Consider the following 22,505-nt stretch of genomic DNA (forward strand, 5'->3'; position numbering starts at 1 on the left):
TGCGCAACCGCTTGCGGCTTCCTAACCTGTACAGCGATGCGATGGAGAATCCCATCGTTCGGAGGAGACACATGAGCATGCCCGAACCGCAGGGCCGGCCAGCTTCGTCATGAGCGCGCGCCTGCTCGAAGTGCGCGGCGTTCACAAGCGCTTTGGCGGCGTGCACGCGCTGAAGGGTGTGGATTTCGACCTCGCGGCCGGCGAAGTGCACGTGCTGCTCGGCGAAAACGGCGCGGGCAAGTCGACGCTGATGGGCGTGCTCTCCGGCGCGGTCTCGCCGGACGAAGGTACGATCCGCCTCGACGGCGCCGACGTGTCGTTCCAGAGCCCGCGCGACGCGCACGCGGCGGGCATCGCGATGATCCCGCAGGAACTCGACCTCGTGCCGGGTCTCGACATCGCGGCCAACCTGTTCCTCGGCAACGAAATCACGCGCCACGGCGTGCTCGCCACCCGCGACATGCGTCGCGATGCGCAGGCGCTGCTGGCGCGCGCGGGCGTGTCGCTGGACGCGACGCTGCCCGTCAGCAGCCTGCGGATGGGCGAACGGCAACTCGTCGCGATCGCGAAGGCGCTGTCCGCGAATGCCCGCATCCTGATCATGGACGAGCCGACCGCGGCACTGTCCGCGCTCGAGGCGGACCATCTGTTCGGCGTCATCAAGGAGCTGTCCGAGCGCGGCGTCGGCATCGTCTATATCTCGCATCGTTTAGAAGAAGTGACGCGCATCGCGCATCGCGTGACGGTGATGCGCGACGGCGCCGTCGTCGGCACCGCGGGTCCTGATGCGCCGCAGGCGACGCTGGTCGAACTGCTGGTGGGCCGTCCGTTCGCCGATCTGTTTCCGCCACGCGCCGACAAGGTCGGCGATCTGATCCTGCGCCTCGATCATGCAGCGTTCGATCCCGCCATTCCGCGAGCCGGCTGGCAAGCGCCGCGCGACGTGTCGCTGACCGTGCATCGCGGCGAGATCGTCGGCCTGACGGGCTTGATGGGCGCGGGCCGCACCGAACTGCTGTCGGCACTGTACGGCTTCGGCGCCAACGGACGCTGGCGCGGCACGGTCGATATGCACGGCAAGCCGGTCCGGCTCGGCGACATTCACGCGGCGCGCCATGCCGGCATCGCATTCGTCACCGACGACCGGCGCGGCGCTGGCCTCGTGCTCCACCAGACCGTCGCGCAGAACGCGGTCATGTCGACGCTGCGGAAGGTGACGCCGTTCGGTCTCGTGTCGCGCGCGCTGGAGCGCAGGCAAGTCGTGCGCGCGCTGAACGAGTATGACGTGCGTCCACGTCTGCCCGACGCGAAGGTGGTGAACCTGTCGGGCGGCAACCAGCAGAAAGTGGTGTTCGCGAAAGAGCTGCTGAACGACCCGAGCCTGCTGCTGCTCGACGAACCGACGCGCGGCGTCGACGTCGGCGCGAAGGCCGAAATCTATCGACGCCTGCGCGGCCTGGCCGCAGATGGGCTCGGCGTGCTGGTCGCATCGTCGGAACTGCCGGAACTGATCGGGCTGTGCGACCGCATCGTCGCGATGCGCCGCGGCCGCACGATCCACGAGTTCGGGCCGAACCCGAGCGAAGACGAGGTACGTCGCATCAGCGAACAGGAGGAACTCGCAGCATGAGCGCCGCGCCCTCGTCGCCGTCCACCGGCGCGCCGCGTCCGAGCCAGAACGTGCTCGCTTACCTAGTGCGCTTCCAGAGCCTCCTCGGGCTGATTCTCGTCGTCGGCGCCGGCATCCTGTTTTCGCCGCACCGGCATGGCCACATCCTGTTCCTCGCGCCGGACAACGTCGCGAACATCATCCGCTCGGTGTCGGAGACCGGCATCCTCGCGCTCGGCATGACGTTCGTGATCATCGCGGCGGGCATCGATCTGTCAGTCGGCGCGGTGCTCGGGCTGTGTTCGGTGCTGACCGCGACGCTCTTCATCAACGAGGGCTGGGGGCTCGTCAGCACGCTCTCCGTGGTCGTGGTGACGGGTGTGGTGTTCGGCGCGGTGCAAGGCCTGATCTCGACGCGGTTCCGCATCCAGGCGTTCATCGTGACGCTCGCGGGGCTGCAGGTGGCGCGCGGGCTGTCGCTGATCGCATCGAACAACGCGTTTATCAACATCACCTACGGTGCGGGGCCGGGCAACGCGCCGGCCGCGTTCGGCATTCTCGGCACGCGCATCGGCGGCGTGTTTCCGGTCGCGACGCTGGTGTTTCTGGTGCTCGCAGTGATCGCGGCGCTGGTGCTGAACAACACGCGCTACGGACGCTACGTGGTCGCGGTGGGCGGCAACGAAAAGGCCGCGCGGCTGTCGGGCATCCCGGTCAGCACGATCCGCATCTCGGTGTATGCGCTGACGGGTTTCGCGTCGGCGATCGCGGGCATCGTGCACGCGGGCCAGTTTTCGTTCGGTAGCCCTAACGATGGCACCGGCTACGAGCTGAATGCGATCGCGGCCGTCGTGATTGGCGGCACGGACCTGTTCGGCGGATCGGGTTCGATGATCGGCACGATTGCCGGCGCGATCATGCTGGGCGCGCTCGCCAACATCCTGCAGCTGAACGACGTCAGCGCCGCGATGCAGCTGCTCGCGACGGGCGCGATCATCGTGATCGCCGCTGCCCTGCAAACCTATGTGGTTGGACGTGGAGGAGCGAAGCGGTGAGTCTCGGCGCGCCTTGAGCATGAACCAATGTCGAGCCGATCGAGGTTAATCAAAACACAGGAGACTGGGACATGAAGGTACTTCGGCATACGACGGTGCTGCTGGCCAGCGCGGCATTTGCCACGAGCACGTGGGCGGCGGGCAAGCCGCTCGCGAAGGAATGCGGACCGAACAACGACTACGTGATCGGCTTCAGCCAGGCGAATTTCAAGGAGCCGTATCGCGAGCACGTGAATCACGAGCTCGAACGGCTCGTGAAGAACTACCCGAAATTCAAGCTCGTGATCGCCGACGGTCAGGCGAGCGTGAATACCCAGGTCTCGCAGGTCGAGAACTTCCAGACCCAGCACGTCGACCTGCTGATGATCTCGCCGTATGAAGCAGCGCCGCTCACGCCGTCGGTATCGGCGGTGTACAAGTCGGGCGTGCCGGTGATCGAACTCGACCGCAAGACGACGGGCAACGACTACACGTCGTTCGTCGGCGGCGACAACCGCGAGATCGCGAAGGAAGCCGGCATCTGGGCGGCGAAGACGCTGATGCCCGAGGGCGGCGAAGCGGCCGTGCTCGAAGGACTGCCGAGCTCGTCGCCGGCTATCGAGCGGCTCGACGGCTTCAAGGAAGGCATCGCGACCAATCCGAAGATCAAGCTCGTGGCCGTGCAGCCGGTGGACTGGATGGAGGATCAGGCGGTGACGGTGTTCTCCGCGATGCTGCAGTCGCATCCGGACATCAAGCTCGTGTACACCAGCAACGACCTCGCGGCCGCCGGCGCGTATATCGCCGCGAAACAGGCCGGCAAGCTGGATCAGGTGAAGATCATCGGCACCGATGGCTTGCCCGGTCCTTCAGGCGGGATTCGCGCGGTGGCGGACGGCCAGTGGGCCGCGACCTACACGTATCCGACCGGCGCCGCGCAGGCGCTGGAACTCGCGAAAAAGATCCTGATCGACTGCGCAACCGACGTGCCACGCAACGTGACCGTGCCGACGCAACGGATCGACAAGGACAACGCGAAGACGTTGTATGGGAAGGAGCAGTTCTAGGGCTAAACCTTGTACGGCACGCGGACGCCCGGCTCGTCCGCGGGAAAGTCTTTCGTGTTGCGGGAGACCAGAAGCTGCGAGTGCACCTGCGCCGACGCCCACACGATGGCGTCGGGCAGGCGAATCCGCCGGGCCTGGCGAATTTCCACCGCCCGGTTCGCGACCGCGTTATCGATGACGATCACGTCGAACGACGCGAGCCACGCGCGAATCGCGGCCTCCTGCCCGGCGGATGCGCCGACCAGCACGTCCATCCACGTGATCACGCTGATCGCGCGATGCTCGTAGCGCGCGAGTTCCTTCTTCGCGGCAGCGATTCCGTTCAGATAGTCGATCAGGATGTTCGTATCGAAGAGCGCTTTCACCATTCGGAACGCAACTCCTGCTGGTAGGCGAGACCGTCGACTTTCCGGCCCTTCCATAGCCCGAACACATCGGCGCCTAGACCTCGCTTGTGCAGCGCGATATAGGCTTCGATCGCTTCGCGGATCAACGCTGCGCGCGGACGTTGTTCCGTCTCGACGATGGCGGCCAGTTCATCGATCTGCTCATCCGGTAAATCAATCAGAATGCGGCTCATTGCGCCTCCTTATCATGATATACATATCGTATATAATTTGACGGAATGCTGCAATGCTCCAGCGCGTTTGCCCCTTCTCCATATCGGGGAAACCCCCGATATCAACATCGTCCTATAACATCGGCCAGGGCAATTTGCGCGGGTATCTTGGTTCACGAAGCGGCCCGACGGGCCGCAGCCAGACCGAGGACTCCCCATGCGTTACGCGCAATCATGGAACCCCGCTTCCACCGCGGCCGCTCCGCAGGACCGCAGCGTCCATCAGCCCGACCGCGAGGCCGCGAACTCGAACCTGCTGAAACGCGCGATCGCCGCTGCCGCGCTCGGCAATGCGACCGAATGGTTCGACTACGGCATCTACGCGTACGGCCTCGCCTACATTTCAGCCGCGCTGTTTCCCGGCAACGCCGCGAGCGCGACGCTGTTCGCGCTCGGCACGTTTGCGATCTCGTTCCTGATCCGTCCGCTCGGCGGCCTTTTCTGGGGCCCGCTCGGCGACCGTCTCGGCCGCAAGCGCGTGCTCGCGCTGACCGTGCTGATGATGTCGGCCGCGACGCTGCTGGTCGGCGTGATTCCGCCCTATTCGAGCGTCGGCTGGATCGCGCCCGCTGCATTGATCGTGCTCCGAATGATTCAGGGCTTCTCGACTGGCGGCGAATACGGCGGCGCGGCGACCTTCATGGCCGAATATGCGCCGGACAAACGCCGTGGCTTTTGCGGCAGCTTCCTCGAATTCGCAACACTCGCGGGCTTTTCGCTCGGCGCGCTGCTGATGCTCGGCTTCTCGCTGCTGCTCGGCGATCACGCGATGCACTCGTGGGGCTGGCGTCTGCCGTTCTTCGTCGCGGCGCCGCTGGGTCTCGTCGGCTTCTATCTGCGTTCGCGTCTCGAGGAAACACCGGTGTTCCGCGAACTCGAAGAGCAGGCCGCGCACGAGAAGCACGCGCCGGTGCCGCTGAAGGAGCTGTTCGCGCACTATACCAGGCCGTTGCTGCTGCTCGGCGGTCTCGTCGTCGCGCTCAACGTGGTGAACTACGTGCTGCTCGCGTATATGCCGACCTTCATGCACAGCCAGCTCGGCGTGAGCGAAAACCTGTCGCTGCTGATTCCGCTGATCGGCATGCTCACGATGATGGCGTTCCTGCCGCTCGCCGGTGCGCTGTCCGATCGCTTCGGCCGAAAGACGATGTGGTGGTTCTCGCTCGTCGGCCTGTTCGTCGCAGCGCTGCCGATGTTCGTGCTGATGCATCATGGCGTGATGGGTGCGTTCATCGGCTTCGCGGTGCTGGGTCTGCTGTACGTGCCGCAGCTCGCGAGCATCTCGGCCATGTTCCCGGCGATGTTCCCGACCCACGTACGCTATGCCGGCATGGCGATCGCGTACAACATTTCGACGTCGCTGTTCGGCGGCACCGCGCCGATCATCAACGACTGGCTCGTCGGCAAGACCGGCAACCCGCTCGTGCCGGCGTACTACGTGATGGCCGCGTGTGCGATCGGCGCGCTCGCGCTGTGCTTCGTGATCGAAACGAAAGGCTGTTCGTTGCGCGGCCACGCGGTGCCGGGCAAGGAAGAGCACGAGCACGCGTAAGGGTGGTTTTTGGGCGCTGCCGCGGCGGGTGTCGCGGTGGCAGCTCTCCGGCGACGTCGGTCGGACCTTTCCATCGCGTCGACATCGAATTTCCCACCACGGCGGCATCTTCAGCGATCAACCGGATTGCCGTGGCTGCCAGCCACCGTTCCTTTTGCCTCTCCGGCCAGCCTGCGGCGCATTTGCCGGGCCTCACCCAAGACTGCCCCACAGGGGCCCGCTGTCCGGGCAACGTCTCCCCAGAACTCCCGGACGGTTGATCGACAACCCGCGGTTGCTTATCATCACATTTCGTTGATATGCGAGGGGATGTTCATGCGGCCGTCAGAAGTGCTCGACACGAAGCGAAGCGCAGTGCGCGAGGCGACCGGTCGTTTCCGCGCGGCCAATCCGCGCGTGTTTGGATCCGTTTTGCACGGAACTGACCAGGACGGCAGCGACCTCGACCTGCTGGTGGATGCGCTGCCCGGCGCGACGCTGTTCGACCTCGGCGGCCTGCAGGACGAACTGGAATCGTTGCTCGGCGTTCATGTCGATCTGTTGACTCCGGCTGATCTGCCGCCAAAGTTCCGAGCCAAAGTCCTTGCCGAGGCGCGACCGGTATGACCGAAAACCGCCTGCCCGACTACCTCGATCACATGCAGCAGGCAGCGACGAATGCGTGCGACTTCGCGAAAGGATTGGCCAAGGACGATTTCCTCGCCGACAAGCGTACGTAGCAGGCCGTAATCATGAGCCTCGTTATCATCGGTGAGGCAGCCACAAAAGTGATGGAAGGATACGCGGCGTTCGCCGAGGCACATCCGGAAATCCCGTGGCGCAGTATGCGAGGCATGAGAAACCGCATTGCTCACGGCTACTTCGACATCAACCTCGACGTCGTGTGGGACACCGTGCAAACGGCTTTACCGACCTTACTCGAGCATTTACTGGTCGCACGTCCCGACAGCGACGACGGTCACGCGAATCCTTGACGCGCGCCGCGTAGCTTGAATCGCGTTGATCAAACCTCCCCGTCGCCCGACATCGGGGCATAGCGCAGAAGACGTGCCCTCACGTCAGACTCAGCTACACTTAACCGTTTCCCATCGGGGCACGCACCCGGGCCGATACTGGTTGAATCCCGGCCCGCCTGCCCTCACATCGCTGGAGTATGGCCGCAAGCGTCGCGAGGGCCGGAACCCAAACGCCTTCGCGCCCCACTCCCCGTGTTCGGAACGAAAAGGACGCACAACCGGGATGCACAACCGCGATATCGATTCGATGCCCGACGGACGCGCCGACCTGCTCTGCTTTCTAGTGGCAACGGCCGCGGCGTCGTACGCGCTGACCCAGGAGTGGCGCGTCGACCATGTGGTCGCGAACTGCCGCGCGTGGCTCGCGCGGCACGTGGTGTCGATGGACTGGCTCGAGCGCCTGACGATCGGCCAGCTGGCCATCCGCATCGCCGATCGCGAACTGCTGGACGCCGGTATCGCGGTGCGCCTGTCGAGCGTCCAGGCACTGTTTACCGAAGAAATGGGGCTCAACTATTCGAGCACCATGATCCAGCGGATGCTCAACCTCTGCCGCGAACGCACCGAATCGCGCTAGGCTCCGCGCGCCCGCCTCACCCCAGCCTCGGCATCCACACCCGCAAGAGCGAATACAGCTTGTCGACGTCGATCGGCTTCGCGAGGTAGTCGCTCGCGCCCGCATCGAGACACTGCTCCTGATCGTCGCGCATCGCCTTCGCGGTGATCGCGATCACCGGCAGCTTGCGCAGGCGCGGCGTGGCGCGAATGCGCCGCGTCGCCTCGATGCCGTCCATGCCCGGCATCATCACGTCCATCAGCACGATGTCGATATCGGGCACACGCTCGAGCACGTCCAGTGCCTCGATGCCGTTGCGCGCGATCTGCACGTGGATGCCCTGATGTTCGAGCGCGCTGCTGAGCGAGAACAGGTTGCGGATGTCGTCGTCGACGAGCAGCACCTTGCGGCCATCCAGCGCGCGATCGCGTGCGCGCGACACGTCGAGCATCGTGCGCCGGTCGCTGGAGAGACTCGTCTCCACCTGATGCAGGAACAGCGTGACTTCGTCGAGCAGCCGTTCAGGCGAACGCGCGCCCTTGATGATGATCGACTGCGAATAGCGCATCAGCTCCGCTTCCTCGTGCTCGGCGAGGCTGCGTCCCGTGTAGATGATGACGGGCGGAAACGAATGGTTGTCCGCTTCCGTCATTCGCTGCAGCAGCTCGCCGCCCTGCATGTCGGGCAGCTTCAGGTCGACGATCATGCAGTCGAAGATCGTCGACTTCAATGCATCGAGCGCCTGCTGGCCGGAATCGACGGCCTTCACCACCACGTCTTCCTCGCTGATCAGCTGCACGATGCTGTCGCGCTGCCGCGCGTCGTCTTCCACCACCAGCACCTGCTTGACCGCCTGCCGGCTGCGCGCCTCCAGCCGCTCGAAGATCACGGCCAGCTGCTCGCGCGTGGTCGGCTTCATCGCATAGCCGATCGCGCCCAGCTTCAAAGCGGTCTCGTTGCGGTCGTACGCGGACACCGCGTGCACCGGAATGTGCCGCGTGCGCGGATTCGCCTTCAGCTCCTGCAGCACCGAAAGCCCCGAGCGGTCCGGCAGGCCGATGTCGAGCAGCACCGCGTGCGGCTGGTAGTGCTCCGCGAGCTTCAGGCCATCCGCACCGGTGGTCGCGACGATGCAGCGGTAGCGCAGGTCGTGCGCGAGATCGAGCAGCGCCTGCGCGAACTCGGTGTCGTCTTCGATCGCGAGTACGAGACGGCGGTCGCCGGGATCGAGATCGCGGTCGTCGGCGATCGTTGCGGCGGGCAGGTCCATTGACGCGACCACCCGCTCGCCAGGCAGCGCGGCTCCGATGGCCGGCGTGAATTCCAGCTGATGCGCAGCCGAAGCCTCCGGCGATGTGGTGGACGGCGCCACGGCATCGACCAGCGCCGTCGCGGCCGCCGCCGCGGCGAGCGCCGCGCTCGCGTGGACCGGCAGCGTCAGCGTGAAGGTGCTGCCCGCGCCCGCCTCGCTCGTCGCCGTAACGGCGCCGCCGAGCAGCGCGGCGAGGCTGCGCGAGATCGACAGCCCGAGCCCGGTGCCGCCGTACTGGCGGCTCGTCGTACCGTCCACCTGCTGGAACGCCTCGAAAATCGACTCCATGTGCTTCGGCTCGATGCCGATGCCGGAGTCCTGCACGGTGAAACGCACGGTATCGGCGCTGTCCATGCCGAGCGTGAGCGCGACGAAGCCCTTGTCCGTGAACTTGATCGCGTTCGACAGCAGATTCTTCAGGATCTGCGCGAGACGCCGCCCGTCGGTCGCGATCGTCGCGGGCGTGCCGGGCAGGCGTTGCACGGTGAACGCGAGCTGCTTCTGTTTCGCCATCGGCTCGAAGGTGCGGCGCATCGTGTCGAGCAGCGTGTCGAGCGGCAGCGTTTCGAGCTGCAGGTCGAGCTTGCCGGCTTCGACCTTCGAGAGGTCGAGAATGTCGTTGATCAGGGTCAGCAGGTCGTTGCCGGCCGAGTAGATCGTCGACGCATACTTGACCTGCTCGTCGGTGAGGTTGCCGCCCTTGTTGTCGACGAGCAGCTTCGACAGGATCAGCGAACTGTTGAGCGGCGTGCGCAGTTCGTGCGACATGTTCGCGAGGAACTCCGACTTGTAGCGGCTCGCGCGCTGCAGATCCGCCGCGCGTCGCTCCAGTTCCAGCTGCGCGAGATTGAGCTCGCCGTTCTTCTCGTCGAGCAGGCGCGCCTGTTCCGACAGATGATCGTTGGCCTGTTCGAGTTCGGCCTTCTGGTTCGCGAGATAGGCGCGCGATTCGACCAGCGCCGAGGTCTGCTGCTCGAGCTCCTCGTTCGAGGTGCGCAGCTCTTCCTGCTGCATCTGCATTTCTTCATTCAGCTGCTGCGTCTCTTCGAGCGCGCGTTGCAGACGCTCTCGATACTGCGCCGCCTCGACGAAGCCGCCGATGTTCGCCGCGACGAGCTTCAGGAATTCGCTGTCGCGCTCGGCAACCGGATGCATGAAGCCAAGTTCGACGACGCCGTTTGGCGTGCCGCCGTTCTCCACCGGTAGCACCGCGACGCTCGCGGGCACCGCTTCGCCCAGCGCCGAACTCACCTTCCAGTAGCTCGCCGGCACGCTGTCGATCACCATCAGCCTGCGTGTCGCGACCGCCTGGCCGGCGAGATTCGCCGCACCGCTCAGGCTGGCCGGTGCATTGGCCGCCGCGCCGCCGCCGATGAGCGCGGTGCGCTGCAGTTCACCGTCCCGGTTGCGGACGTAGAACGCGGCTACCGGCGCGTCGAGATATTCGGCAAGAAATTCCAGTACCGCCTGGCTCAATGCCGGTAGCGATTGCCGCCCGATCACGCGATCGTTGAGCTGGGTCTGCCCGGTGCGCAGCCACGCCTGCTCCTGCAGGCGCGCGGTCTGCAGTTCGTGCTCGCCGAGCGCCGCGTCGTACGCGCCCGACAGCTGCGTGAGTTCGCGCCGCCCGAACCACGCGAGCAGCGCGGACAGCGACAGGCTAATGACGAGGAACACCGCGACCGTGATGGTCGTCAGGTCGCGCGACGACGCAACGCGTTCGAGGCGCAGCGTCTGCTCGATGTTCAGGAACATCTCCAGCTCTCGGCTGGTTTCCTTGCGTTCCGCGTTTCCCGGGCCTGTCGCGAGGAGCGTCGTCACGTTCGAGCCCGCGCGCCGCTCGGCGATCAGGCGGTCGGCGACCTGGTCCCACTGCTGCTGCAGCGCGCCGATGCGGATCATCCGGTCGACCTGCGGCGCGTTGTCGTCGACGAGTTTCGCGAGCGACGCGATTTCCGCCGTGAGCTTCGGCCGCGCGGTGTTGAAGGTGTCGAGGTACGCGTTGTCGCCCGTCAGCAGAAAGCCGCGCAGCGCGCTTTCCTTGTCGCCGACGAGCCCCGCGATCTCCTGCGCGTCGCCGATCACGCGCTCCGAATGGTCGACCCAGTTCAGCGCGGATAGCAGGTACAGCACGAGAGCGAGAAAGGTGATCGCGGTGGCGATACCGGCGCCGAGCGGCAGCGCGATGTTGCGTTGAAGGATGCGGCGAAACGCGGTCTGGTCGATGCGGGTGCGGGTCAGCATGGCGTCGTTGTCGGTATTGGTTATCGCTGGGCGCTGCAAGCCGGGCAGCGCCGGATCCTCGCGGGTCGGTGCGACGCGGATACGCGTGCGACAGACCGGCGAAATGATACCGAACGTCGTGAACGATGTCTGCGAACTGCGCGAGATTGGCGTAGGGTGTGCGTTGGGCTTACGCGCGAGGCGGGCGGATGGCGGCCGCCCGGGTGGCTGCCGTGTGCGTCTAGCGCAGCACGTCGCCGGCGTGATACGACGAGCGCACGAGCGGCCCCGCCACCACCTCGCGAAAGCCCATCGCCAGCGCGTCATTGCGAAGCGCGGCGAATGCGTCAGGGCTCACATAGCGCTGCACCGGCAGATGAAACCGCGAAGGCGCGAGATACTGCCCGAGCGTCAGCACATCGACGTCGTGCGCGCGCAGATCGCCAAACACGGCGCGCAGTTCGTCGTCGGTTTCGCCGAGACCCACCATCAAGCCGGATTTCGTCAGCACGTTGGGCGCCGCACGCTTCACCTCGGCCAGCAAGCGCAGCGAGCCCGCGTAGTTGGAGCCGGGGCGCGCCGCGCGATAGCGCGACGGCACCGTCTCCATGTTGTGGTTGAACACGTCGGGCCATGCCGCGGACAACGCGTCGAGCGCGCGCTCGATGCGGCCACGAAAATCCGGCGTCAGGATCTCGATGCCGATGCCCGACACGCGTTCGCGCAGCAACGCCACGCAACGCGCGAAATGCGCGGCGCCGCCGTCGCGCAGATCGTCGCGATCCACCGACGTGATCACCACATAGCGCAGCCCGAGCGCCGCGACCGCATCGGCGAGACGCTCGGGTTCCTGTGCATCGAGTGGATCGGGGCGGCCGTGCGCGACGTCGCAGAACGGACAGCGGCGCGTGCAGATGCCGCCCATGATCATGAAGGTCGCGGTGCGCTGCCCGAAGCATTCGCCGATGTTCGGGCACATCGCCTCCTCGCACACCGAATGCAGCCGATGCTCGCGCAGCACCGCGGCCATCGACGCGACCGTCTCGCTCATCATCGGCCGCGCGCGCAGCCAGGGCGGTTTGGGCAGCGCGTCGCCATCGCGCATCGGCACGATCTTCACCGGAATGCGCGCAAGCTTGTCGCGGCTGCGCGCGCCGTGCTGGCCAAGCGCGGTGGTGCTCGCGCTCATCGTCAGCCTCCGAGGAAGTCGTTCAGCAGCCGGTTCACGTCTGATGCAGCCTCCATCTGCACCATGTGCCCCTTGCCGTCGAACACCTTCGCGCGCACGTTCGCCGGCAGCCCTTCCGCGTGCTGCGCCGGGATCACCTGATCCTGCGCGCCCCAGATCACCTGCACGCGCGGTGCAAGTTCACCCAGTTGCGCGCGGTGATTACGCTGCTGCTTCCCGCCTTCGAACGCCGCGGTAGAGATCTTGCGCAACGCGTCGTCGACGCCTTCGAGCCGCTTGTACTTGACGATGTCCTCCACCAGTTGCCGCGTCACCAGCGATGCATCCGCGAACAGCTGCGCGACGTGCGGCTTCAGCGAATTGCGGCTGTTGCCCGCCACGAAGCCTTCGATATACGCGCGGTTGATCTCGTCGCCGAGCCCCGCGCTCGCAATCAACGCGAGCGATGCGACCCGCGCGGGCGCCTTGCGCGCAACCGTCATCGCGACGAGACCGCCCATCGAATGCCCGATCAGATGCGCGCGCTGGATGTCGCGATCGTCGAGGAACGCGAGCACCGCATCGGCGAGTTCGTCGACGCTGCCGGTTTCCACCGCTTTCGCGGATTCGCCGTGCCCCGGCAGATCGAGCGCCCACACTTCGCGATGCTGCGCGAGATCGGCGTGATTGAAGAGCCAGTTGTTCAGATCGCCGCCGAAGCCGTGGATCAGCACCGCCGGCGTGCCGCCCTCGCCCATCTTCAGAAAACGCACCGTGCGGCCGGCAATCTGCGCTTTCTCCGGCTGCGGGCTGCCGTCGCCGGCGTCCGCGGAGAGCGGCACGAAATCGCGCTGGAACGTCTCCACCGCGGCATCGATCTCGGCGTCGGTTGCATCGCTGTCCGCGACAACGCCGAGCAGCGCGCCGATCGGCAGCGTGTCGCCCTCCTGCGCAACCTGCCGGCGCAGCGTGCCGTCGAACGCGCATTCGACGCCCGACGAGATCTTGTCGGTTTCCACGTCGAGCAGTTCCTCGCCCTTCGTCACCTTGTCGCCGGTGGCCTTGAGCCAGCCGTTCACCAGCCCCTGCTCCATCGACAGGCCCCACTTGGGCATCGTGATCATGTGGATCGGCATTGCGTCAGCTCCTTGTCTTGCGCACGGCGGCCGCGATCTGCGCGGACGACGGGATGTACAGGTCTTCCAGCACGCTCGCGAACGGCACCGGCGTGTGCGGCGCGGTCACGAGTTCGATCGGCGCTTTCAGCGCATGGAACGCACGCTGGGCGACGAGCGCCGCGATGTCGGTCGCGATCGAGCAACGCGGGTTCGCCTCGTCGACGACGATCACGCGCCCGGTGCGCTCCGCGCTCTCCAGGATCGTGTCCTCATCGAGCGGCGACGTGGTGCGCAGGTCGATGACGTCGACCTGGATGCCGTCCTTCGCGAGCTGTTCGGCCGCATCCATCGACTGATGCACCATCCGCCCGTAGGTGACGATCGTCGCGTCGTCGCCGTCGCGCAGGATGTTCGCTTCGCCGAACGGAATCGAGTACGACTCCTCGGGCACGTCGCCCTCGCGCGAATACAGCAGCTTGTGCTCGCAGAAGATCACCGGATCGTTGTCGCGGATCGCTGAGATCAGCAAGCCTTTCGCGTCGTACGGGTTCGACGGGCACACCACCTTGAGCCCCGGCACGTGCGTGAACAGCGACGTCAGCATCTGCGAGTGCTGCGCGGCCGCGCGCAGACCCGCGCCCATCATCGTGCGGATCACGACCGGCGTCACGGCCTTGCCGCCGAACATGTAGCGGAATTTCGCGGCCTGGTTGAAGATCTGGTCGAAGCACACGCCCATGAAGTCGATGAACATCAGCTCGGCCACCGGCCGCATACCGCACGCGGCCGCGCCCACCGCTGCGCCGATGAAGCCGCCCTCCGAGATCGGCGTGTCGAACACGCGCCCCGGATACTTGTGAAAGAGCCCTTTGGTGACGCCGAGCACGCCGCCCCATGCGTCCTGTTCGCCGGGCGCGCCAGCGCCGCCCGCGTTGTCCTCGCCCATCACGATCACGCTTTCGTCGCGTGCCATTTCCAGCGAGAGCGCCTCGTTGATCGCCTGCTGGTAAGTGATTTTCCGTGCCATGTCTGTCTCCTTTGGATTCCTGATGGAATGAAGCGTCTTCAGTCCGGTTACGGATACGACACGTAGACGTCGGTCAGCAGATCGTCCGCGGTGGGCAGCGGCGCAGCCTTCGCTTTCACGACCGAGTCGTCGATCAGCGCTTTTACCTCGGCGTCGACTGCGCGCAGATCGCTCGTCGTAAGCACTTCGGCGCGCACCACGCGCTCCTCGAAACGCTTCAGGCAGTCCTTCTCATCGCGCAGCTTCTGCACTTCGCCGGGCGCGCGATAGGTCTGCGCATCGCCTTCGAAGTGGCCGAAATAGCGCGACAGCTTCACCTCCACCAGTGTCGGGCCGCCGCCATTGCGGGCCCGCGAAATCGCTTCGCCGACTGCCTCGTGCACCGCGAAGAAATCGAAGCCGTCGACGATCACGCCCGGCATGCCGAAGCCGTTCGCGCGGTCCGCGATGTTGTCGCTCGCCACCGACCAGGTGGATGACGTGGCCTCGGCATAGCCGTTGTTCTCCGCGACGAACACGACCGGCAGCCGCCACACCGACGCGAGGTTCATCGACTCGAATATCACGCCCTGATTCGACGCGCCGTCGCCGAAGAAGCACACGCCGACGCCGCCCGTCTTCTTCAGCTTCGCCGCGAGCGCCGCGCCGCACACGAGCGGACCGCCCGCGCCGACGATGCCGTTCGCGCCGAGCATCCCCTTCGACAGATCGGCGATGTGCATCGAGCCGCCCTTGCCGTGGCACACGCCGGTCTTGCGGCCGTAGATCTCGGCCATCATGCCGTGCACGTCGACGCCCTTCGCGATGCAGTGGCCGTGACCGCGGTGCGTGGTCGCGACGTAATCGGCGTCGTTCAGATGCAGGATCGTGCCGACCGCGGAGGCCTCTTCGCCCGCATACAGGTGCACGAAACCGGGGATTTCGCCGGTTGCGAATTCGGTATGCAGACGCTCCTCGAACTCGCGTATCGTGCGCATGCGTCGATACGCTTCGATGAGCGTCTCCTTGCCCAACTGATTCGAAACAGCCATGGTCGTCTCCTTGATTGGACTGCCGGTTGTGTGTGTTTCGGTGCTGTGCTTCGTGTCGTGCTGGTGTTGCGGTTGCCTACGTGACGCGTGCTGCCGCCTCACGTAATAGCTGTCGGGAAGCGGCAAAGCGCAGCGTGCGCTCCACGTCGACCGTCAGCGGTCCCTGCCAGTCGAGCCGGATTTCATAGCGGTCGCCGCGCTCCACTTCGATCTCGCGCTCGCCATCGAACGCGAGCGTGCCGCGTTCGAACACGATCGGCATCCACACGTCGGGCTCGAGCCGTTCGCAGCCGGTGAGCGTCACGCGGTCTACACGGCCCGGCGCAATCGGCGCGATCAGCGGCATGCCGGTTTCGCCGTCGCCGGCAAACGTCATCGACAACCCATGCGACGCGCCACGCTCCACCGGCGCCCATGCGCCGCCGATCGACGACAGGCCGATGCCGTCGGGCTCCGCGAACGTGAGGAACAGCGCATCGATATCCGACGGCGCGGAGATCGCGCGGGCGCCGACGAAGCGCTGACGGCTCGCGCAGACGTCGACGAGCGCGATCTCCTCGCGGCCTGCCTGCGAGCCTTCGACGCAGCGCACGACGAGCCGCTTGTTGCGCGTGAGCGCGATGTCGGGCGGCACCGCGCCACGCGCGACGAGCGCACCGGCGAGGCCCGCGACGGTCGCCTCGCGCAGATCGGGAAACGCGTTGTTGGTGCCGGTGGACAGCGTGAGCAGCGGAATGCGTCCGCAATGCGCAGCCACCGCGCGATGCGTGCCGTCGCCGCCCAGCACCGCGATCACGCTCACTTCGGCGCGCTTCATCTGCGCGACGCCGGCATGCGTATCGGCCGCGCTGTCGGTGATCGGCAGATCGAGGAATTCGACGTCGGGCCAGTGTTCGTGCGCGGCCACCGCGGCGTGGGTCTCCAGCGCGCGCAGCAACAACGCGGCGACGCCGGTTTCGTCGCGCAGCGCGAGCACGCGTTCGATGCCGAGCGCGCCAAGTCCTGCGAGCAGTCGCACGACCATGTTGGCTTTTTCCGCCGTCGGGAATACGGATGCATACGTGGTGAGGCGGCGGATGTCGCGACCGGAAGCCGGATTCGCGACCACGCCGACCGTGACGGGCGATGGCACTGCGTTGTCTCCTGGCCGCGCATCGACGGCCTGTTCCTGCCGGCGTCGAGCGTGCGCCGGATGGTCCATGCAATCTGCAACAGGCGTGCCAATGTGCAGCGACTCCGCGGTGCTTTCGCTGTGGCGAGAAAAGCCCTGAAAACAAGGGGTTTTGTGAGTGGCGACACGTGCGTCGTGGTCCAGCACGAGCGTTCGTCGAGACGGCGTGTCTCAGCTCTGCCGAGCGTGTCGACGGGCGCACCTTGGCGCAAAGCCCTGCATACAGGCGCTTTCAGGCGTCTCCTGCATTCGTCTCAACGTGCTGAGACGAACGTCTCAGGCGTCTCACGTGCTGCACTGCGGTGTGATCGGCGCGGGCGGATGTGCTACAAGAACTGTCCAGACTGCATTGCGCTTCGCTGGAGTGTCCGATGCCCTATGTCCGTCAAAACCAGCATGTCGACCGCGTACGCGGCGCGATCGAAGGCCGCCTGCCCGCGCCTGCCAACTCGGCGCGGCTCGTGTCGTCGTGGCAGCGTTCGTTCGAGCAGTACCAGCTCGACCCCGGCTCCGCGATCGGACCGCGCGTATTGACCGCCGCCGAACTGCGCGAGGTGCAGGGCAAGGAAGAGGCGTTTCTGCGTGCATCGGGCCAGTGTCTGACACGGCTGCACGACATGATTCGCGTGGCCGACTACTGCGTGATGCTGAGCGACGCGCACGGTGTGACGATCGATTACCGGATCGACCGCGAACGGCGCGGCGACTTCCGGCACGCGGGTCTGCATCTGGGCTCGTGCTGGTCCGAGCGCGAGGAAGGCACCTGCGGCATAGCAAACGTGCTGACCGATCTCGCACCGATCACCGTGCACAAGATCGATCACTTCCGCGCGGCGTTCACCACGCTCACCTGCAGCGCGGCGCCAATCTTCGCGCCGACGGGCGAACTGATCGGCGTGCTCGATGCGTCCGCGATCCATTCGCCGGACAACCGCGACAGCCAGCATCTGGTCTATCAACTCGTGAGACAAAGCGCCGGGCTGATCGAGGACGGCTACTTCCTGAACCAGACGGCCGAGCACTGGATCCTGTTCGGCCATCAGAACCGCAATTACGTGGAGGCGCAGCCGGAGATCCTGATTGCGTTCGACGAAACCGGCGCCATCGTCGCCGCGAATCGCCGTGCGCATGAATGCGTGCCGGGACTCGATGGGCCGCGTCACATCGACGATATCTTCGATACGTCGGACGCGCATCTGCGCGACGTCGGACGCACCGATTTCATCATTGGATTGCGGCTGCGCGCGAACGGTACGACGCTGCACGCACGGATTCGCGCGCCGCTGCGGCGCCGGTCGCATGGCGCACATGGAGCGCCGACGGGTCACGGCGCGGCAGCCGCTTCGTCCACTACCGTTTCATCAGGCACGAACCCAAGCACGCTCCGCGAGCAGCCGATGAGCAGCGCGATGCGCCGCTTCCTGCATAGCGACGACACGCGTATCGCGCGCATGGCGGAAGTCGCGCTGCGGATCGCTGGCCGCCGGCTGCCCATCCTGATTCTCGGCGAAACCGGCGCGGGCAAGGAAGTCTTCGCGCGCGCGATCCACGACTCCGGTGCACGCCACGCGCGTCCGTTCGTCGCGGTGAATTGTGGAGCGATACCCGAATCGCTGATCGAGAGCGAGCTGTTCGGTTATGCGCCGGGCGCGTTCACCGGCGCGCGCAACCGCGGCGCGCGCGGCAAGATCGCGCTGGCCGACAGCGGCACGCTGTTCCTCGACGAGATCGGCGACATGCCGCTCAATCTGCAGACGCGGCTGCTACGTGTGCTGGCCGAAGGCGAAGTGTTGCCGCTGGGTGGAGACACGCCGGTGCGGGTCGACGTCGACGTGATCTGCGCGACGCACCGCAATCTTGAGCAGATGGTCCAAGCCGGCACCTTCCGCGAAGACCTCTATTATCGGCTGACGGGCGCGACGCTCGCGATGCCGCCATTGCGCGAACGCGCGGATATCGACGAAGTGATCGCAGCGGTGTTCGACGAAGAAGCGCAGGCGGCCGGTCATGTATTGACGCTCGACGCGCGTCTGGCCGAGTGCCTCGCGCAGCACGCATGGCCGGGCAATATCCGGCAGCTGCGCAACGTGGTCCGCTATGCGTGCGCGGTGTGCGATTCGACGCGTGTGGAATTGCGCCATGTGTCGCCGGACATGGCAGCGCAACTCGTGCCCGCGATCGGTGTGGACACGCTCGCCGCCGGGGATCCCGACGACGAGCGCGACCGCATCGTTCGCGCGTTGACGTTGCATCAATGGAGGCCGAATGACGCGGCGCGAGCGCTCGGCATGTCGCGCGCGACGCTCTACCGGCGCATCGCGAGGTTCGGCATCGTGGGACCGCACCGGCTGTAGCAGCCGCTCAGTTCAGCGTGCTCAAGCTCACGCGCAAGCTCATTCGCAAGGTCACGCCGCCGCCCCGCGCATCGCGCGATACTCGCGGCGCACGATGTCCATCAGCTCTTCGACCGACGTGCTCGCCGCCTCGCGTTCGTACGTGACGCGGCCGCGCTGCATCAGCATCACGCGGTCGGCGATATCGAGCGTCTGCGCGTAGTTGTGCATGATCATCACGATCGACAGGCCGCCCTTCTCCTTCAGCCGCAGCACCAGATCGATGATCAGCGCCGCTTCGCGCGCGCCCATCGCCGCGAGCGGTTCGTCGAGCAGCAGGATCTTCGCGTTCGAGTTCACCGCGCGTGCCACCGCGATCGCCTGTCGTTGACCGCCCGACAGCCGCTCCACGGGAAGATCGACCGACGGCACGTGCACGCCGATTTCCTCCAGACATTCGGCGGCCCGCGCGCGCATCGCGCGATGGTTCAGGAACCTGAACGGACCGCCATGCACGATCTCGCGGTTCAGGAACATGTTGTGATAGATCGACAACGAGTTCGCGAGCGCAAGATCCTGATACACGCATTCGATGCCGAGCGCGCGCGCATGATCGACTGAACGCAGCAGCGTCTCTTCGCCGTGAATGAACAACTGTCCGGTGGTCTGCTGCTGAAAGCCCGTCAATATCTTGATCAGCGTCGACTTGCCCGCGCCGTTGTCGCCGAGCACGCCGAGAATCTCGCCGGGCTTGAGCGTGAGGCTCACGCCGTCGAGCGCCGTCACCGCGCCGAAGCGCTTCACGATATTGTCGGCGCGCAATGCGAGCGGCGTGTTCACTGCCGGAGTGTCCGCCATCATCGCGCTCCCTTGCGCGACAGCCGCACCGAATGAATGTTGAAGATCATCGCGGCGAGAATTGCGGCGCCAAGAATCATGTTGAACGTGAACGCGTTGATGCCGATCAGCGTGAAGCCGTCGTTCAGGATACCGAGCACCGCCGCGCCGATCAGCCCGCCGATCATCGTGCCGGAGCCGCCCGCGAGCGGCGTGCCGCCGATCACCGCTGCCGCGACCGCGAGGAACATGATCTGGTTGCCGCCCGCCTGCGGGTCCACCGACGTGATGCGGAAGCCTTCCAGGATGCCGGTGAGCCCCGCGAAAAACGCCGCGAGCACGAAGTTGCCGAGCGCGAGGCGCTTCACGTGAATACCGGCTTCGCTCGCGCCCAGCTGGTTCGCGCCGGCCGCGATGGTATGCAGACCCCAGCGCGTATGCCTCAGCAACGCATGCATGATCACGACGATCACGCCACACCAGATGATCTCGCTATAGCCCCAGCCGCCCATGAACGCGGCGAAGCCTGCGTCGCCCGGCGGCGACACCGGTGTGCCGCGCGAGATCGTCAGCGTGAAGCCGTTCACGAAGAACAGCGTGCCGAGCGTCGTCACGAACGAAGGAATGCGCAGGTACACCGTCACGGCGCCGTTGATGAGGCCGACGAACGCCGCCGCGGCCAGCCCCGCGATCAGCGCGAGCCACGCGGGCGCGCCGGCATCATGCGCGAAATACATGATGAACGGCGCGAACGCGAACACCATACCCGCCGACAGATCGATCTCGCCGCCGATCATCAGCATGATCTCGCCGAACGCGATGATCGCGACCGGCGCGATGAACTGCGACAGGTTTTCGAGGCTCGCGCTCGTCAGCAGGAAATCGTGATTCGCGGTTTCGAAGTACGCGCACAGGATCAGCGCGACGACGAGAATGCGGATCTCGGCGCCGCGCTCCAGCAAACCCGACCACACGCTCGAGCGTGTGGCGGGCCGGGTTTCCGCCTTTGCGGCGGTCTTGGTCTGGTCACTCACTTATTTCATCAACCCTTGATCGGTCCGGAGCGAGGTACGATCTGCGCCTTCGTCGACTTGCCTTCATAGCGCGTCTCGGTGTTCAGATACGGATCCACCGAATCCTTCGTGACGAACTTCAGACCCGAGTTGACGTCAGCCGGTCCGACGAGACCGCCCGAGGCCAGATAGGTGAACGCTTCGACGACGGTGTAGAAGCCCTGCACGTACGGCTGCTGGTCGATCGTGAAATCGAGCACACCTTCGTGGATCAGTTCCACCGTGCGCGGCAGCAGGTCGAAGCCGCCGCCATGCACGCCCTTGCTCTGCAGGTTGTTTTCCTTCATCACCTGCGCGACGCCCTGGGTGCTGCCCGCGTCGACCGCGAACATGCCCTTCAGGTCCTGGTGGCCGAGATAGAACGACTTGATCTTCGACAGTTCCTCGTTGACGGTAGCGCCCGTCGCGATGGTCTGGATCTCGATCTTCTTGCCGGACTTCTTGATCGCGTCGCTCGCGCCATCCAGACGCGGCTGGATGTTCAGCTGGCCGGGCGTTGCGATGAAGAGCGCGACGAGACCGCTGTCGATCAGGTTCGCGATCCGCTCGCCCATCTGGTAGCCCGACAGGTACAGGTCCTGGCCGATGTAGGCGAGACGCGGATTGGTGCTGCCGCGCGGCGCGTCCGCGTTGTACGCGAACACCGGAATGCCGGCGTCGAGCGCCTTGCGGATCGGCGCATCGAACGCCTTCGGATCGACGATCGGCACGGCGATCGCGTCGGCCTTCGCGGCGATCGCGGCGTTCATTGCGTTGACCATCTCGCCGACGTCGGCGTTGGCCGAGCCGGTCCATTGATAGTCCATGCCGAGCAGCGACGTCGCGTCCTGAATGCCGTACTGGGTCGGCACGAAGAACGGGTTCGTCGTCACGTGGTTGACGAACACGATCTTCCAGCGCTTGTGATTCGGAAATGCCGCGCCTTCGGCGGCAAACGCGGGCGTGGCCGCCGCGCCGCCGAGCAGCGCCATCGCGGTCGCGAGTCCCGCGCCTTGCAGCAGACCGCGTCGCGTGGCCTGCCTGTCGTTGAGTTCGGTCTCCCGCGCGCCGCCCTGGGTCACGTCGTCGTCCCGCTGTTGCGTCATCTCTATCTCCCGTCTTCTCAGTGGTCTTTCAGTTGTCGCAGTGATGTATGGCGAACTACTGCATTGACTACGGATGACGACCCTGGCGAACGTATCGCAACGGCGCCGGGCCGGGCATCAGGTCCCCTCGAAACCTGTGCGCAGAACAGGCTACGCGCACCCTTGACGACCTCGCTGAAAATCCTATATCACGCCCCAAGGTCGATTAATCGATGTATACCCTTAACTAGTCAAACTATTGAATGCTTTTTCCATGACAATGCGAGCCCACGCGAATGATGCGGCGCATCGCGAATATATCGTGAAGTGATCCATGCGGACGCAACGGGCTCGAGCGACGTCGGCACGTGCCAATGCTCACTATCTGGGTTGGGTTCGTCATGCGATTCGGGATGCCTGCTTCGGCATCGATCTCACGCTGCGCGCGCAAGCTTTCGAAAGGCTGAGCGCCTTGTTCGACCGACGTCGAATGCAATTTTCAACGAGACGCGCGCTCGCTTGAAGCGATTGCGCTGCACCAACCGCACATGCTGTGCGCAGGCGATCAACGCAGCCGCGTCTGAGCGAGCGGAATGGTGCTTCGGACGTCGATGAACGCTATGCCGCGCTGATCATGCAGGCTTGATCGCGAGCGCGATCAAGCATCTGAATCACCCTGCATTTTTCGCCAAAAT

At 65.5% G+C, this 22,505-nt stretch carries 19 protein-coding genes; 8 read left to right on the forward strand and 11 right to left on the reverse strand.

Annotation, left to right across the window (positions count from 1 at the left end; translation table 11 throughout):
- Positions 1 to 109: 109 nt before the first annotated feature.
- The 3 genes from DVS29_RS02180 (at position 110) to DVS29_RS02190 (ending at position 3,710) form a co-directional block, all read left to right on the forward strand.
- The gene (locus DVS29_RS02180; RefSeq protein ID WP_118178808.1) at positions 110 to 1,630 is read left to right on the forward strand and encodes a sugar ABC transporter ATP-binding protein; all 1,521 of its coding nucleotides are present in this window, start codon (positions 110 to 112) and stop codon (positions 1,628 to 1,630) included.
- Positions 1,627 to 2,664, forward strand: coding sequence for an ABC transporter permease (locus DVS29_RS02185; RefSeq protein ID WP_118178809.1), 1,038 nt, complete (start codon positions 1,627 to 1,629; stop codon positions 2,662 to 2,664). The genes DVS29_RS02180 and DVS29_RS02185 overlap by 4 nt, the downstream gene beginning before the upstream one ends.
- A gap of 71 nt (positions 2,665 to 2,735) precedes the next feature.
- Complete coding sequence (locus DVS29_RS02190) at positions 2,736 to 3,710, forward strand: substrate-binding domain-containing protein (RefSeq protein WP_118178810.1); 975 nt, start codon at positions 2,736 to 2,738, stop codon at positions 3,708 to 3,710.
- A gap of 2 nt (positions 3,711 to 3,712) precedes the next feature.
- Here DVS29_RS02190 and DVS29_RS02195 read toward each other — a convergent pair whose 3' ends face one another.
- The gene (locus DVS29_RS02195; RefSeq protein ID WP_118178811.1) at positions 3,713 to 4,078 is read right to left on the reverse strand and encodes a type II toxin-antitoxin system VapC family toxin; all 366 of its coding nucleotides are present in this window, start codon (positions 4,076 to 4,078) and stop codon (positions 3,713 to 3,715) included.
- Complete coding sequence (locus tag DVS29_RS02200; protein WP_118178812.1) at positions 4,072 to 4,290, reverse strand: ribbon-helix-helix protein, CopG family; 219 nt, start codon at positions 4,288 to 4,290, stop codon at positions 4,072 to 4,074. Before DVS29_RS02200 ends, DVS29_RS02195 begins: the two co-directional genes overlap by 7 nt.
- A 196-nt stretch (positions 4,291 to 4,486) precedes the next feature.
- Here DVS29_RS02200 and DVS29_RS02205 point away from each other — a divergent pair, with 196 nt between their 5' ends.
- The 4 genes from DVS29_RS02205 to DVS29_RS02220 all read left to right on the forward strand — a co-directional run bounded on the left by DVS29_RS02205 (position 4,487) and on the right by DVS29_RS02220 (position 7,474).
- On the forward strand, positions 4,487 to 5,881 hold the full coding sequence (locus DVS29_RS02205) for an MFS transporter (RefSeq protein WP_118178813.1): 1,395 nt from the start codon (positions 4,487 to 4,489) through the stop codon (positions 5,879 to 5,881).
- A gap of 315 nt (positions 5,882 to 6,196) precedes the next feature.
- Positions 6,197 to 6,487, forward strand: a complete 291-nt coding sequence (locus DVS29_RS02210; RefSeq protein ID WP_118179055.1) for a nucleotidyltransferase family protein — start codon at positions 6,197 to 6,199, stop codon at positions 6,485 to 6,487.
- Positions 6,488 to 6,612: 125 nt separating this feature from the next.
- The gene (locus tag DVS29_RS02215) at positions 6,613 to 6,855 is read left to right on the forward strand and encodes a HepT-like ribonuclease domain-containing protein (protein WP_476704095.1); all 243 of its coding nucleotides are present in this window, start codon (positions 6,613 to 6,615) and stop codon (positions 6,853 to 6,855) included.
- Between the two features lie 265 nt (positions 6,856 to 7,120).
- Entirely contained in the window at positions 7,121 to 7,474 is a 354-nt protein-coding gene (locus DVS29_RS02220; protein WP_118178814.1) for a hypothetical protein, read from the forward strand.
- 16 nt (positions 7,475 to 7,490) lie between these two features.
- Here the strand turns inward: DVS29_RS02220 and DVS29_RS02225 are convergent, their stop codons facing one another.
- The 6 genes from DVS29_RS02225 to DVS29_RS02250 form a co-directional block, all read right to left on the reverse strand.
- Complete coding sequence (locus tag DVS29_RS02225; RefSeq protein ID WP_118178815.1) at positions 7,491 to 11,009, reverse strand: response regulator; 3,519 nt, start codon at positions 11,007 to 11,009, stop codon at positions 7,491 to 7,493.
- A gap of 220 nt (positions 11,010 to 11,229) precedes the next feature.
- The gene (lipA, locus tag DVS29_RS02230; protein WP_118178816.1) at positions 11,230 to 12,177 is read right to left on the reverse strand and encodes a lipoyl synthase; all 948 of its coding nucleotides are present in this window, start codon (positions 12,175 to 12,177) and stop codon (positions 11,230 to 11,232) included.
- 2 nt (positions 12,178 to 12,179) lie between these two features.
- A complete protein-coding gene (locus DVS29_RS02235) occupies positions 12,180 to 13,292 on the reverse strand; it encodes an acetoin dehydrogenase dihydrolipoyllysine-residue acetyltransferase subunit (RefSeq protein WP_118178817.1) in 1,113 nt (370 codons plus the stop codon).
- A gap of 4 nt (positions 13,293 to 13,296) precedes the next feature.
- Entirely contained in the window at positions 13,297 to 14,301 is a 1,005-nt protein-coding gene (locus DVS29_RS02240) for an alpha-ketoacid dehydrogenase subunit beta (protein WP_118178818.1), read from the reverse strand.
- A 47-nt stretch (positions 14,302 to 14,348) separates the two neighbouring features.
- Positions 14,349 to 15,332: a thiamine pyrophosphate-dependent dehydrogenase E1 component subunit alpha gene (locus DVS29_RS02245; protein WP_118178819.1), complete on the reverse strand. Its 984-nt coding sequence runs from the start codon at positions 15,330 to 15,332 to the stop codon at positions 14,349 to 14,351.
- Between the two features lie 76 nt (positions 15,333 to 15,408).
- A complete protein-coding gene (locus DVS29_RS02250) occupies positions 15,409 to 16,464 on the reverse strand; it encodes an ATP-NAD kinase family protein (RefSeq protein WP_118178820.1) in 1,056 nt (351 codons plus the stop codon).
- Between the two features lie 410 nt (positions 16,465 to 16,874).
- Between DVS29_RS02250 and DVS29_RS02255 the strand changes: the two genes are divergently transcribed.
- On the forward strand, positions 16,875 to 18,857 hold the full coding sequence (locus DVS29_RS02255) for a sigma-54-dependent Fis family transcriptional regulator (RefSeq protein WP_118178821.1): 1,983 nt from the start codon (positions 16,875 to 16,877) through the stop codon (positions 18,855 to 18,857).
- A gap of 51 nt (positions 18,858 to 18,908) precedes the next feature.
- On the opposite strand, the gene DVS29_RS02260 is transcribed toward DVS29_RS02255, so the two are convergent.
- The 3 genes from DVS29_RS02260 to DVS29_RS02270 all read right to left on the reverse strand — a co-directional run bounded on the left by DVS29_RS02260 (position 18,909) and on the right by DVS29_RS02270 (position 21,831).
- Positions 18,909 to 19,694, reverse strand: coding sequence for an ATP-binding cassette domain-containing protein (locus DVS29_RS02260; RefSeq protein ID WP_118178822.1), 786 nt, complete (start codon positions 19,692 to 19,694; stop codon positions 18,909 to 18,911).
- A complete protein-coding gene (locus DVS29_RS02265) occupies positions 19,694 to 20,647 on the reverse strand; it encodes an ABC transporter permease (protein ID WP_118178823.1) in 954 nt (317 codons plus the stop codon). The genes DVS29_RS02260 and DVS29_RS02265 overlap by 1 nt, the downstream gene beginning before the upstream one ends.
- Before the next feature lie 68 nt (positions 20,648 to 20,715).
- The gene (locus DVS29_RS02270; protein ID WP_118178824.1) at positions 20,716 to 21,831 is read right to left on the reverse strand and encodes a sugar ABC transporter substrate-binding protein; all 1,116 of its coding nucleotides are present in this window, start codon (positions 21,829 to 21,831) and stop codon (positions 20,716 to 20,718) included.
- Between the last annotated feature and the right edge of the window lie 674 nt (positions 21,832 to 22,505).

The organism is Paraburkholderia phosphatilytica (assembly GCF_003443895.1).
GTDB lineage: Bacteria > Pseudomonadota > Gammaproteobacteria > Burkholderiales > Burkholderiaceae > Paraburkholderia > Paraburkholderia phosphatilytica.